Raw genomic sequence first — 13,080 nt, forward strand, 5'->3', positions numbered from 1 at the left:
AATTCTGGCGACATGATATGTCGCATATCAGCACAGGGATACTGGAGCCTGTCTGATTTCGTGTGACGGGTGACAAAAAGAAGCCGCCCTCAGGCGGCTCCTTTTCAATCATTAAGACTGCTTGGACATTGCAGCAACTTCTGCTGCGAAGTCAGTCTCAACTTTCTCGATGCCTTCGCCCACTTCGAAGCGGATGAAGCCAGTCACGTCAGCGTTGTGCTCTTTCAGCAGCTGAGCAACAGACTTGCTTGGATCCATAACGAATGGCTGGCCAGTCAGAGAAACTTCGCCGGTGAATTTCTTCATGCGGCCTTCAACCATTTTCTCTGCGATTTCTTTTGGCTTACCAGACTGCATCGCGATGTCCAGCTGAACCTGGTACTCTTTCTCTACCACTTCAGCAGACACGTCTTCTGGCTTAACGAATTCTGGTTTGCTTGCAGCGATGTGCATAGCCAGCTGTTTAACCAGCTCTTCATCAGCGCCTTTAGCCGCAACCAGAACACCGATACGTGCACCGTGCTGGTATGAACCCAGAACGTCGCCTTCCAGAGAAGCAACACGACGGATGTTGATGTTCTCACCGATTTTAGCAACCAGAGCAACACGTTCTTCTTCGAACTGTGCTTTCAGAACTTCAACGTCAGTGATTTTGCCCGCAACAGCTGCGTCCAGAACTTTGTTAGCAAATGCCTGGAAACCACCATCTTTAGCAACGAAGTCAGTCTGGCAGTTAACTTCCAGGATGATGCCGTAGTTGCCGTCGATCTTAGTGATGATCACGCCGTCAGCAGCAACGTTGCCTGCTTTTTTAGCTGCTTTGATCGCACCGGATTTACGCATGTTTTCGATTGCCAGCTCGATGTCGCCGTTCGCTTCAGTCAGCGCTTTTTTGCAATCCATCATGCCTGCGCCAGTACGCTCGCGCAGCTCTTTTACCAGGGATGCGGTAATTTCAGCCATTCTTAAATCCTCGGGAGATGTGAACTGCCCGGCCTGCGGCCAAACAGTGTAAATTGAAAAAAGGGGCCGATAATTGGCCCCTATTCATACACGGTACTAATAAGGGGTGAAACCTTATTATTCAGCTTCTACGAAGCTTTCTTCCGCCTGAGAAGCCAGATCCTGGGAACGGCCTTCACGAACGGTAGCAGCTACAGCGCTCAGGTACAGGCTAACAGCACGGATTGCGTCGTCGTTACCCGGGATAACGAAGTCAACACCGTCCGGATCGGAGTTGGTATCAACGATAGCGAATACCGGGATACCCAGGTTGTTAGCTTCTTTGATTGCGATGTGCTCGTGATCTGCATCGATTACGAACAGCGCGTCTGGTAGGCCGCCCATATCTTTGATACCGCCCAGGCTGTTTTCCAGCTTGTCCAGTTCACGAGTGCGCATCAGCGCTTCTTTCTTAGTCAGCTTGTCGAAAGTACCGTCCTGAGACTGGGTTTCCAGATCTTTCAGGCGCTTGATGGACTGACGAACGGTTTTCCAGTTAGTCAGCATGCCGCCCAACCAGCGATGGTTCACGAAGAACTGATCGCAGCTGTTAGCAGCATCTTTCACAGCTTCGCTTGCAGCGCGCTTAGTACCAACGAACAGAATCTTACCTTTACGGGAAGAGATCTTGTTCAGCTCAGCCAGGGCTTCGTTGAACATTGGTACAGTTTTCTCAAGGTTGATGATGTGAACTTTGTTACGTGCGCCGAAGATGAAAGGCTTCATTTTCGGGTTCCAGTAACGGGTCTGGTGACCGAAGTGAACACCAGCCTTGAGCATGTCGCGCATGGAAACAGTTGCCATGTTTAAAACCTCTATATTAAAAGTTGGGGTTATGCCTCCACGTATCCCATATTACCGACCCCGAAGGGCACCCCGGAATATGTGCCGATACGTGTGTGTTGTTACACAAAGTGAGATTTGTCGCTTCCGTCCAGCCTGTGTATCTGAAATGGATCGGAAGTCCGGCGCGCTTTATACCACAAAACACGACCAGAAACCAACAGTTGTTGGCTGAGTGTGCTGTTAATGATTCTCAATTTGGCACGGGGTGCGCCTGACTGATACCATTAACGACACTTAGACTAGTATTGTCGAAAAAATCGACACTGATGGACAGATTACATGGCTATCTCTATTAAGACACCTGAAGAAATTGAAAAGATGCGCGTCGCCGGTCGTCTGGCCGCAGACGTGCTGGAAATGATCGAGCCGTACGTGAAGCCGGGCGTGAGCACGGGTGAACTGGACCGCATTTGTAACGACTATATCGTCAATGAGCAGCACGCGGTCTCCGCCTGCCTTGGCTACCATGGTTTCCCGAAATCCGTCTGCATTTCGATTAACGAAGTGGTTTGTCACGGTATTCCGGACAACGAAAAACTGCTCAAAGATGGCGACATCGTCAACATCGACGTGACGGTCATTAAAGATGACTACCACGGTGACACCTCTAAGATGTTCATCGTGGGCAAGCCGACGATTCTGGGCGAGCGTCTGTGCAAAGTGACGCAAGAAAGCCTCTACCTGGCGCTGAAAATGGTTAAACCCGGCATTCGCCTGCGCACCATCGGGGCCGCTATCCAGAAATTCGTTGAAGCGGAAGGTTTCTCCGTTGTGCGTGAATACTGCGGCCACGGCATTGGCCGTGTCTTCCACGAAGAGCCACAGGTTCTGCACTATGATGCGGATGACGGCGGCGTAGTACTGCAAAAAGGCATGACCTTCACCATCGAGCCGATGGTCAACGCCGGTGATTACCGCATCCGCACCATGAAAGATGGCTGGACGGTGAAAACCAAAGACAGAAGCTTGTCTGCGCAGTACGAGCATACTATTGTGGTAACAGACAACGGCTGCGAAATTATGACGTTGCGCAAGGATGACACCATCCCGGCGATACTCACGCACGATGAATGATAAAAAAGCCGGCAGATGCCGGCTTTTTTAATGGCTATAGCTTTTTCTTATGGGTGGCGCACGATGAGTAATCTTTTACCCGAACAGTATGCTAACACAGCACTTCCCACCCTACCCGACCAGCCCGATAACCCGGGCGTCTGGCCCCAGCAGGATCTGACCTGCGCCGGTATCAAGGCGCATATGGATGTCTTCCAGCGCTGGCTCGGAAGCGCATTTGATGCCGGCATCTCCGCGGAGCAGCTCATTGAAGCTCGCACCGAGTTTATCGACCAGCTCCTGCAGCGTCTGTGGATTGATTACGGGTTTGGGCAGATCAGTGACGTGGCACTGGTCGCCGTCGGGGGCTATGGCCGCGGTGAGCTTCATCCGCTTTCCGATATCGACTTACTGATTTTAAGCCGCAAAAAACTGCCGGATGAACAGGCGCAGAAAATTGGCGAACTGCTGACGCTACTGTGGGATGTGAAGCTTGAAGTGGGCCACAGCGTGCGCACGCTGGAAGAGTGCCTGCTCGAAGGATTATCTGACCTGACCGTCGCCACCAACCTGATTGAAACCCGCCTGTTGATTGGCGACGTTGCGTTGTTCCTGGAGCTGCAAAAACACATTTTCAGCGACGGCTTCTGGCCTTCAGAAAAATTCTTCGCCGCGAAGGTCGAGGAGCAGAATCAGCGTCACCAGCGCTACCACGGCACCAGCTATAACCTGGAGCCGGATATTAAAAGCAGTCCGGGCGGACTGCGCGACATTCACACGCTGCAGTGGGTGGCCCGCCGCCACTTTGGCGCCACCTCAATGGACGAGATGGTTGGCTTCGGCTTTTTAACCGAGGCTGAGCGAAACGAGCTGAATGAGTGTCTGCACCTGCTCTGGCGGATCCGTTTTGCCCTGCATCTCGAGCTTAGCCGCTACGATAACCGTCTGCTGTTTGACCGCCAGCTCAGCGTGGCGCAGCGCCTCAACTACCGCGGTGAAGGTAACGAGCCGGTTGAGCACATGATGAAGGATTTCTTCCGCGTTACCCGTCGCGTCACTGAACTGAACCAGATGCTGCTGCAGCTGTTCGACGAAGCGATCCTGGCCCTGACGGCGGACGAAAAACCGCGGCCGATCGATGATGAATTCCAGCTGCGCGGCACGCTTATCGATCTGCGCGACGAAACGCTGTTTATCCGTGAGCCGGAAGCGATCCTGCGGATGTTCTACACCATGGTTCGCAATAGCACGATCACCGGGATCTACTCCACAACGCTGCGTCATCTGCGCCATGCGCGCCGTCATCTGACGCAACCACTGTGCTATATCCCGGAAGCCCGATCCCTTTTTCTCAGTATGTTGCGCCATCCGGGGGCGGTCAGCCGTGGGCTTCTGCCGATGCATCGCCACAGCGTGCTGTGGGCCTATATGCCACAGTGGTCACATATCGTCGGGCAGATGCAGTTCGATCTGTTCCACGCCTATACGGTGGATGAACACACGATCCGCGTCATGCTCAAGCTGGAGAGCTTTGCCAGAGAAGAGACACGCTCACGTCACCCACTGTGCGTCGAACTGTGGCCACGTCTTACCCACCCGGAACTGATCCTGATTGCCGCCCTGTTCCACGACATCGCCAAAGGTCGCGGCGGTGACCACTCGGTGCTCGGCGCGCAGGACGTGCTGAAATTTGCCGAACTGCATGGACTGAACTCTCGCGAGACGCAGCTGGTTGCCTGGCTGGTACGCCATCACCTGCTGATGTCCGTCACCGCGCAGCGTCGTGACATTCAGGATCCGGAGGTCATCAAGCAGTTTGCAGAAGAGGTTCAGACGGAAAACCGCCTGCGCTATCTGGTCTGCCTGACGGTAGCCGATATTTGTGCCACCAACGAAACGCTGTGGAACAGCTGGAAGCAAAGCCTGTTGCGCGAGTTGTACTTTGCCACCGAAAAACAGCTGCGCCGCGGGATGCAAAACACCCCGGACATGCGCGAGCGTGTACGCCATCATCAGCTGCAGGCGCTGGCGCTGTTGCGGATGGATAACATTGATGAAGAGGCGCTGCATCAGATTTGGGCGCGCTGTCGTGCCAACTATTTTGTCCGCCACAGCCCAAACCAGCTTGCCTGGCATGCGCGACATCTGCTTCAGCATGATTTGTCGCAGCCGATGATCCTCCTCAGTCCGCAGGCCACGCGCGGCGGTACCGAGATCTTTATCTGGAGTCCGGATCGGCCTTATCTGTTTGCTGCGGTTTGTGCCGAACTGGACAGGCGTAACCTGAGCGTTCACGACGCGCAGATTTTCACCACCCGGGACGGCATGGCGATGGACACCTTTATTGTACTGGAGCCAGACGGAAGCCCGCTGTCGTCGGACCGCCATGAAGGGATACGTTTTGGCCTGGAACAGGCGATCACCCAGCGCAGCTGGCAGCCACCGCAGCCGCGTCGTCAGCCGTCGAAATTACGCCACTTTACCGTCGATACCGAGGTCAATTTCCTGCCGACCCACACCGATCGTAAATCGTTCCTGGAGCTGATCGCGCTCGACCAGCCAGGGCTGCTCGCCCGCGTCGGCCAGGTTTTTGCCGATCTGGGAATTTCGCTTCACGGGGCCAGAATTACAACCATTGGCGAACGAGTAGAAGATTTATTTATAATCGCCACCGCCGACCGGCGTGCCCTTAATAATGACCTGCAACTTGAAGTGCAACAACGGTTGACAGCAGCCCTCAATCCAAACGATAAAGGGTGACGTGTTTTTTAGTGAAATGGAAAGAGTAAACAATGCAGCAGTTACAGAACGTTATTGAGTCCGCTTTTGAGCGTCGCGCCGAGATTACTCCGGCAAATGTGGATACCGTTACCCGTGAAGCGGTTAATCAGGTTATTTCTCTGCTGGATTCCGGCGCGCTACGTGTAGCAGAAAAAATCGACGGTCAGTGGGTAACTCATCAATGGCTGAAGAAAGCCGTACTGCTCTCTTTCCGTATCAATGATAACCAGGTTATCGACGGAGCAGAAAGCCGCTACTTCGATAAAGTCCCTATGAAATTCGCTGACTACGACGAAGCTCGCTTCCAGAAAGAAGGCTTCCGCGTAGTACCGCCAGCGGCCGTACGTCAGGGTGCGTTCATCGCGCGTAACACCGTGCTGATGCCCTCCTACGTTAACATCGGTGCTTACGTAGACGAAGGCTCCATGGTGGATACCTGGGCAACCGTCGGCTCCTGCGCGCAGATCGGTAAAAACGTTCACCTGTCCGGCGGCGTGGGTATCGGTGGTGTACTGGAGCCACTGCAGGCTAACCCAACCATCATCGAAGATAACTGCTTCATCGGTGCGCGCTCGGAAGTGGTGGAAGGCGTGATCGTTGAGGAAGGCTCCGTTATCTCGATGGGCGTTTACATCGGTCAGAGCACCCGTATTTACGATCGTGAGACCGGTGAAATTCACTACGGTCGCGTGCCGGCCGGTTCCGTTGTGGTCTCCGGCAACCTGCCGTCAAAAGATGGCAAGTACAGCCTGTACTGTGCGGTTATCGTGAAGAAAGTTGATGCGAAAACCCGCGGTAAGGTGGGCATCAATGAGTTGCTGCGCACCATCGATTAATCGGATATAACAAAAAGCGGGGGCCACCCCGCTTTTTTCATATCTGAGGGTGGCGAAAATAGATTTTTTCGTTAATTATTCAAAGGTTATGTTGAGATCAAGGGTACCGCTATGTACGATAATCTGAAAAGTCTGGGCATTACCAATCCTGATGAAATTGATCGTTACAGCCTTCGCCAGGAAGCTAATAACGACATTCTGAAAATCTATTTTCACAAGGACAAAGGAGAGTTTTTCGCCAAGAGCGTGAAGTTTAAATATCCACGCCAGCGTAAGACCGTCGTCGCTGACGGTGTAGGACAGGGATACAAAGAAGTTCAGGAAATCAGCCCTAATCTGCGCTATGTGATCGATGAACTCGATCAGATCTGTCAGCGCGACCGCACTGAAGTCGATCTCAAACGTAAGATCCTCGACGATCTGCGTCACCTTGAAAGCGTTGTCACCAACAAGATTAGCGAAATCGAAGCGGATCTTGAAAAGCTTACCCGGAAATAAACGCAAAACGGCAATCTTTGATTGCCGTTTTAGTGTTTGCGCCCTCTCCCGTGGAAAGGGATGGCGTAAGGGCATCAGGCCGTATTTCACTCATCTCTGCTCATCGAGCTGTAACGCCACATAAAGCAGCAGCCTGTCGTCAAAGCTCCCCAGATCCAGCCCTGTCAGCTCCGAAATCCGGTTCAGTCGATATTCCAGCGTATTACGATGTATAAACAGCGCTTTCGACGTTGCCAGCGGCTGTACGTTATGACGGAACCACGCCTGCAGCGTCCGACGCAGCAGACCGTTATTGTCCATCGCCTTCAGGCGCGCTAACGGACGTGCCAGCTCATTGGCCTGCCAGCCACCGCGCAGGCTGTCGAGCAGTACCGGGAGCATCAGATCCTGGTAGAAATAACTGCGGCTTTCCGGCATCCGCTGCTTACCCACCATCATGGTGGTGCGGGCAGTACGCCAGGAACGGGCAATACTGCCCGGACCGGTGAAGTAATTGCCCAGCGCGACGCGAAAACGAAGCTGACCATTCTCCTTCATGCGGGCAATCAACTGCTCCACGCGACGACGATGATCTTCTGCATCCCAGCGCCCGAACGCGTTCAGCGCGGGCTTGAGCACCACCATTTCCGTCAGAGAGACAATCGCCACCAGGTTATCGCGTTCCGGCGTCGCCAGCGCATTTTGCAGCTGCTGCAGCTCAGCCATCGCACTGTCGACGCCAAGCTGGCCGCTGTCCACCTCAATTACCGCCACGACGCGCGGCTGATTCAGATCGATTCCCAGGCGCTGCGCCCATTCATTGAGTGCAGGGGTATGCTCATCCGCCTGAATCAGGTTCATCACCAGCTCTTCACGCAGACGGCTGTCCTGGGCGAGCAGATGCATCAGGCGCGACTGCTCAAGCATCATCTCCGCCGTCATACAGACCAGTTCGCCATATTTTCGCAGCGACTCCGGCTCGCCGGTCAGGCCGATAACGCCAACAATTTCCCCCTCAAGACGCAGCGGTAAATTGATGCCCTGACGGACACCGTGCAGGTGTTTCGCCACCGCATCGTCGATGTCCACCACCCGCCCCTGGGAGAGCACCAGCAGCGCCCCTTCGTGCAATTCCCCAATACGCTCACGATCGCCACTGCCAATAATGCGCCCACGGGCATCCATTACGTTGATATTGGTATCAATGATGCGCATGGTGCGTGCCACAATATCCTGCGCCATTTTGGTATCGAGATGCCAGCCAGCCATGTAACCCTCCTGTGAGCAGAGCTCAAGCATAGGGAAGTTCAGCTACCGCTGCATTGTGCGAATGCACAAAGTGAAAGGGAGAAGTATGGAGTTGTGGAAAAGGTCACAGAAAGGTGAAAAGCCCCTGCTCATCTGAAACAGGGGCCTGAGAGGATTACTGCATCAGCAGGTAAATTGAGGTATCACCACGCTGAATATTCAACGCCAGCACGGAAGGTTTGCTGTCCAGAATTTTGCGCAGTTCAGCAATGTTTTTCACTGGCTGCTGGTTCGCACCCATGATCACATCGCCTTTTTTCAGGCCAATGCGCGCAGCCGGGCTGTTCGCTTTAACGTTGTTTACCACAACGCCTTTGTCCTGACCTTTATTGCTCATCTCGGCGCCTTCAATGCCGCTGAAGATGGTGCTGGAATCAACCTGATTCTGGCTGCTCTGCTGCAGTTCCAGGCTCACGTTAACCGGTTTACCGTCACGCAGCAGGCCGAGGGTGACTTTGCTGCCAATCGGCATGGAGCCCACTTCAGCACGCAGCGCGGCAAAGCTGCTGATCGGTTTCCCGTTCAGGGAGGTGATGACATCACCTGCTTTAATGCCCGCTTTCGCCGCGGAGGAGTTCGGCATCACCTGGCTGACAAATGCGCCGCGCTGGGCGTCAACTTTCATCGCCTTAGCCAGTTCGGAATTCAGTTCGGTACCCAGAATCCCCAGTTCACCGCGTTTCACCTGGCCATACTGCACCATCTGCGCGGTCAGGTTTTTCACCATGTTACTTGGGATAGCAAAGCCGATCCCGATATTGCCGCCGTCTGGCGCAAGGATCGCGGTGTTGATACCAATCAGCTCACCGTTCAGGTTCACCAGCGCACCGCCGGAGTTACCCCGGTTGATGGCGGCATCCGTCTGGATGAAGTTTTCATAGTTTTCGGCGTTGAGGCCGCTACGACCCAGCGCGGAAACAATCCCCGAGGTTACGGTTTCACCCAGACCGAACGGGTTACCAATAGCGACGGTATAATCACCGACACGCAGCGCATCGGAGTCGGCAATTTTAATCGCCGTCAGGTTTTTCGGATCCTGAATCTGGATCAACGCGATATCGGAGCGCGGGTCTTTCCCGACCACTTTGGCATCAAATTTACGCCCGTCGCTCAGTTGGACCTTAATGCTGTTGGCGTTATCAACAACGTGGTTGTTGGTCACGACGTAGCCTTTCGCCGCATCGATAATCACACCCGAGCCAAGCGCCATGAATTTCTGCTGCTGGCCACCCCCCTGGGTGTCATCCCCTGCACCACCGCCCTGACAGAACGGGGAGCTCTGGAATGGCGAACCGTCCTGGCAGAAAGGTGAGTTATCACCAAAGAACTGCTGGAAGTTACGCGGCATACGCGGCGTATTGACGGTTGTGCTGCCCTCAACGTTAATACTCACCACCGATGGCATCACTTTTTCGAGCATCGGTGCCAGGCTTGGCATCTGCTGCGCGGTCGCTGCCGACGATGCGGTCTCAGCTGCAGTAGCAGTCAGAGGAGACAGCGCTAAACCTAAACTCAGAGCCAGTGCACTCATTGCTAATGTGGTTTTTTTCATGTGTCTTAATCTCGATTTACAGATAACGCAAAATTGCTGTGTAACTCAGATTCATTTTATACCGCTTAGTTCCGGCCATAAGTTTATGGAAAAGGTAAAAATTTATTGGCCGTCTTTACAAAACTCTGTGCTTATTCCACCGCCATGAGCTTGCGGTATTCATCCCAGGCATACAAATCTGTCATCCCGCTGATATAGTCCTGGATAAGACGGCAGCGATAATAATATTCCAGCACCGGCCACTGGGGCGACTGACGATCCAGCTTGCCGATGGCTTCGACATAAGCCAGGCGGTGGCGGGTTGAAAGCTTCTGATAAAGCCGGGATTCAATCGGTATTCGCCGCACGCGCTCTTTTTCCACCAGCTCGCTGAACTCGTCGACGGATAACTGCAGCAGAGGCCGATAGATTTCGAGTAACCCACTGATAACCCTGTATCCCTGCAGCTCAAGCTGTTCAACATCCGGATGGCTGAAAACATGACGCACGGCCACGTTTTTATAGAGCTCAAGAAGCTGGCTAAAGCTGCTGTCATCTTCCAGCAACGCATGGTTGAATTCGCCGCTATAAATTAACGGCAGGTTGTCAATAAAGCGCGAGGCGGCATAAGGCACCAGTTTATTTAATGTATTGACCCGTAAATACATAAAGAACTGATCTTCCGTGCTGCGGCTTAATGTATTTGAACGCGATTTCTCCCAGGCATTTTCGACAACCTGAGCAAACAGCGAGCCTTTTTCATGCGTTCCCCAGGCCTCATAAAGATGCTGATAAAGTTCTTCGACGCTGAATATTCTTTTCTCAACGGCGTCTTCCAGGTCGGCAACACAATATGAAATGTCGTCGGCAGCTTCCATAATCCAGGTTAAGGGGAAACGGCCGTTTGGTGTCAGAGAAAGTTCTTTACGCAGGCGCTCAATATAGGCTTCTTCAGAAAGATAATAGCCCGGCTTTTTCATCAAATAACTGTGCGACGCGGGCGTCTCGCCCATCCACCAGGCCGGTCGCGTATATTTCAGGATGCACCCCACCTGTGCCCAGGTCAGGTTCATACGCATCAGGGAGTGGACCAGCCGGATCCCCTGCGCATTGCCTTCGAAGTGACAGAGGTCGTGACGGACTTTACGCCGCAGGTCGTTCAGCGTGTCTTCACCTTCGCGCAGGCGTAAATCCCGCACCAGGCAGCGGTCATCGCTCAGAGGCTGGCTTACCGCATCAGCAGGATAAAGCCGCTGTTTAAACCAGTCATTTATGGCGGCTTCGCCAAAATGACCAAAGGGCGGGTTACCGATATCATGCATCAGGCAGGCCATCTCAACGATGCTCTCAAACGGCCCGGTCAGCTCATTCAGCCCATAGGTTTCGAGAAGCTGCTGCTCTTTGAGACGGCTTAAAATCTCTTTGGCAATGTAGCGGCCAACCTGCTGAACTTCCATAGAATGCGTTAAGCGCGTACGCACCGCAGCGTTACGTTCAAGCGGAAACACCTGGGTTTTTTGCTGTAACCGACGGATTGCCGGCGAGTTTATGATCCGCCCACGATCGCTTTCGAAGATACGCAGGATCTCATGCTCGCTCTTGTCGCCCTGCGGCGAACGGAAACGTCGGTGCCAGTTAATTTTGGTGCGAAAATCGATTGGTGACATGTGCTCCCCCGCGTGAGAATGCGTTTCCTCTTAACCGCATGATAGACTATGCATCTTAACAAGGCACATCGCGAGTAAATCTATGAAAATCGGCATTATTGGTGCAATGGAAGAAGAAGTTACGCTGCTGCGTGACAAAATTGAGAACCGTCAGACTCTCTCCCTCGGTGGCTGTGAGATCTATACCGGCCAGTTGAATGGCGTTGACGTCGCTCTGCTGAAATCAGGCATCGGTAAGGTTGCTGCTGCGCTGGGCGCGACCCTGCTGCTCGAACGCTGCAAGCCGGACGTTATCATTAACACCGGTTCTGCAGGCGGCCTGGCGTCGACGCTGAAAGTCGGTGATATCGTTGTTTCCGATGAAGCGCGTTACCACGATGCAGACGTTACCGCATTCGGCTACGAATACGGTCAGCTTCCGGGTTGCCCGGCCGGGTTTAAAGCCGATGATAAACTGATTGCGGCGGCTGAAAGCTGCATCGCTGAGCTGAACCTCAACGCGGTACGCGGCCTGATCGTCAGCGGTGATGCGTTCATCAATGGCTCCGTCGGCCTGGCGAAAATTCGTCATAACTTCCCTCAGGCCGTTGCCGTTGAGATGGAAGCGACCGCCATTGCTCACGTTTGCCATAACTTCAACGTTCCGTTCGTGGTGGTTCGCGCCATCTCCGACGTGGCTGACCAGCAGTCTCATATCAGCTTCGACGAGTTCCTGACCGTTGCGGCAAAACAGTCCACCGTGATGGTGGAGCGCCTGGTGCAGAAACTGGCTCGTGGGTAACCCATACATCAGGGCGCTGGTCGCCCTGCTTTTTCTCGCACCGGCATGGCTATTTGCCGCGCCGCGTGTGATTACGCTCTCTCCGGCAAACACCGAACTGGCCTTTGCCGCCGGGATCACGCCTGTCGGCGTGAGCAGCTTTTCGGATTACCCTCCGCAAGCGGCCCATATTGAACAGGTAGCGACCTGGCAAGGGATGAACATTGAGCGCATCGTGGCGCTTAAACCCGATCTCGTGCTTGCCTGGCGCGGCGGTAACGCCGAGCGGCAGGTCAACCAGCTCTCTTCGCTTGGGATCAAGGTGATGTGGATTGATGCGGTGAGCATTGAGCAGGTCGCTCAGGCACTGCGTTCTCTGGCCCCCTACAGCCCTACTCCAGCAAAAGCCGAGAATGCCGCGAAAGAGATGCTCAGCGACTATGCCGCGCTGAAATCCCGCTACGATACCCCCGTCAAAAAACGCATCTTCCTGCAGTTTGGCAGCCAGCCGCTGTTCACCACCGGGAAAGGATCCATTCAGAATCAGGTGCTGGAAATCTGCGGCGGTGAAAACATCTTTGCAGCCAGCCGGGTGCCGTGGCCTCAGGTCAGCCGGGAACAGGTGCTCGCACGCCAGCCACAGGCCATCGTGGTGGTCGGAAATGCGAGCGAGATTCCTAAAATTGAACAATTCTGGCAACGTCAGCTAAAAATACCGGTGATCCCCCTCACCAGTGACTGGTTTGAACGCGCCAGCCCGCGTATTATCCTCGCCGCAAAACAGCTCTGTGCCGCGCTGGCAGAGAGTCACTAACAACA

Annotated in this window: 11 protein-coding genes; 6 read left to right on the top strand and 5 right to left on the bottom strand. The window is 54.0% G+C overall.

Annotation, left to right across the window (positions count from 1 at the left end):
• Positions 1 to 111: 111 nt before the first annotated feature.
• Positions 112 to 963 carry a translation elongation factor Ts gene (tsf, locus tag HV157_RS10125; RefSeq protein WP_008501911.1) on the bottom strand — a complete coding sequence of 284 codons (852 nt, stop codon included), beginning with the start codon at positions 961 to 963 and terminating at the stop codon, positions 112 to 114.
• A 117-nt stretch (positions 964 to 1,080) separates the two neighbouring features.
• Entirely contained in the window at positions 1,081 to 1,806 is a 726-nt protein-coding gene (rpsB, locus tag HV157_RS10130) for a 30S ribosomal protein S2 (protein ID WP_003856207.1), read from the bottom strand.
• Between the two features lie 321 nt (positions 1,807 to 2,127).
• Between rpsB and map the strand changes: the two genes are divergently transcribed.
• From map to HV157_RS10150, 4 genes are all read left to right on the top strand, one after another.
• Entirely contained in the window at positions 2,128 to 2,922 is a 795-nt protein-coding gene (gene map, locus HV157_RS10135; protein WP_014168699.1) for a type I methionyl aminopeptidase, read from the top strand.
• A 63-nt stretch (positions 2,923 to 2,985) separates the two neighbouring features.
• On the top strand, positions 2,986 to 5,661 hold the full coding sequence (glnD, locus tag HV157_RS10140) for a bifunctional uridylyltransferase/uridylyl-removing protein GlnD (RefSeq protein WP_020882615.1): 2,676 nt from the start codon (positions 2,986 to 2,988) through the stop codon (positions 5,659 to 5,661).
• A 32-nt stretch (positions 5,662 to 5,693) separates the two neighbouring features.
• Positions 5,694 to 6,518 (top strand): 2,3,4,5-tetrahydropyridine-2,6-dicarboxylate N-succinyltransferase, encoded by an 825-nt coding sequence (gene dapD / locus HV157_RS10145; RefSeq protein ID WP_020882614.1) that lies wholly within the window; start codon positions 5,694 to 5,696, stop codon positions 6,516 to 6,518.
• 111 nt (positions 6,519 to 6,629) lie between these two features.
• Positions 6,630 to 7,016 carry a DUF3461 family protein gene (locus tag HV157_RS10150; protein WP_014168696.1) on the top strand — a complete coding sequence of 129 codons (387 nt, stop codon included), beginning with the start codon at positions 6,630 to 6,632 and terminating at the stop codon, positions 7,014 to 7,016.
• Between the two features lie 90 nt (positions 7,017 to 7,106).
• Here HV157_RS10150 and cdaR read toward each other — a convergent pair whose 3' ends face one another.
• The 3 genes from cdaR to dgt all read right to left on the bottom strand — a co-directional run bounded on the left by cdaR (position 7,107) and on the right by dgt (position 11,501).
• Positions 7,107 to 8,264: a DNA-binding transcriptional regulator CdaR gene (gene cdaR / locus HV157_RS10155; protein WP_020882613.1), complete on the bottom strand. Its 1,158-nt coding sequence runs from the start codon at positions 8,262 to 8,264 to the stop codon at positions 7,107 to 7,109.
• Positions 8,265 to 8,418: 154 nt separating this feature from the next.
• Positions 8,419 to 9,855: a serine endoprotease DegP gene (gene degP, locus HV157_RS10160; RefSeq protein WP_032679638.1), complete on the bottom strand. Its 1,437-nt coding sequence runs from the start codon at positions 9,853 to 9,855 to the stop codon at positions 8,419 to 8,421.
• Between the two features lie 131 nt (positions 9,856 to 9,986).
• Positions 9,987 to 11,501, bottom strand: coding sequence for a dGTPase (gene dgt / locus HV157_RS10165; RefSeq protein WP_182268217.1), 1,515 nt, complete (start codon positions 11,499 to 11,501; stop codon positions 9,987 to 9,989).
• Positions 11,502 to 11,583: 82 nt separating this feature from the next.
• On the opposite strand from dgt, the gene mtnN reads away from it, so the two are divergent.
• The gene (gene mtnN, locus HV157_RS10170; RefSeq protein WP_014168692.1) at positions 11,584 to 12,282 is read left to right on the top strand and encodes a 5'-methylthioadenosine/S-adenosylhomocysteine nucleosidase; all 699 of its coding nucleotides are present in this window, start codon (positions 11,584 to 11,586) and stop codon (positions 12,280 to 12,282) included.
• Positions 12,275 to 13,075 (top strand): vitamin B12 ABC transporter substrate-binding protein BtuF, encoded by an 801-nt coding sequence (gene btuF, locus HV157_RS10175; RefSeq protein ID WP_063858377.1) that lies wholly within the window; start codon positions 12,275 to 12,277, stop codon positions 13,073 to 13,075. Before mtnN ends, btuF begins: the two co-directional genes overlap by 8 nt.
• The last annotated feature ends 5 nt before the right edge of the window (positions 13,076 to 13,080 follow it).

This window comes from Enterobacter sp. RHBSTW-00318, from assembly GCF_014101375.1.
In the GTDB taxonomy this organism is placed as follows: domain Bacteria; phylum Pseudomonadota; class Gammaproteobacteria; order Enterobacterales; family Enterobacteriaceae; genus Enterobacter; species Enterobacter ludwigii.

Excerpts from the sequence above, each read along its gene's own strand:
- tsf (WP_008501911.1), bottom strand. The coding sequence starts at position 963 with ATGGCTGAAATTACCGCATCCCTGGTAAAAGAGCTGCGCGAGCGTACT.
- rpsB (WP_003856207.1), bottom strand. The coding sequence starts at position 1,806 with ATGGCAACTGTTTCCATGCGCGACATGCTCAAGGCTGGTGTTCACTTC.
- map (WP_014168699.1), top strand. The coding sequence starts at position 2,128 with ATGGCTATCTCTATTAAGACACCTGAAGAAATTGAAAAGATGCGCGTC.
- glnD (WP_020882615.1), top strand. The coding sequence starts at position 2,986 with ATGAGTAATCTTTTACCCGAACAGTATGCTAACACAGCACTTCCCACC.
- dapD (WP_020882614.1), top strand. The coding sequence starts at position 5,694 with ATGCAGCAGTTACAGAACGTTATTGAGTCCGCTTTTGAGCGTCGCGCC.
- HV157_RS10150 (WP_014168696.1), top strand. The coding sequence starts at position 6,630 with ATGTACGATAATCTGAAAAGTCTGGGCATTACCAATCCTGATGAAATT.
- cdaR (WP_020882613.1), bottom strand. The coding sequence starts at position 8,264 with ATGGCTGGCTGGCATCTCGATACCAAAATGGCGCAGGATATTGTGGCA.
- degP (WP_032679638.1), bottom strand. The coding sequence starts at position 9,855 with ATGAAAAAAACCACATTAGCAATGAGTGCACTGGCTCTGAGTTTAGGT.
- dgt (WP_182268217.1), bottom strand. The coding sequence starts at position 11,501 with ATGTCACCAATCGATTTTCGCACCAAAATTAACTGGCACCGACGTTTC.
- mtnN (WP_014168692.1), top strand. The coding sequence starts at position 11,584 with ATGAAAATCGGCATTATTGGTGCAATGGAAGAAGAAGTTACGCTGCTG.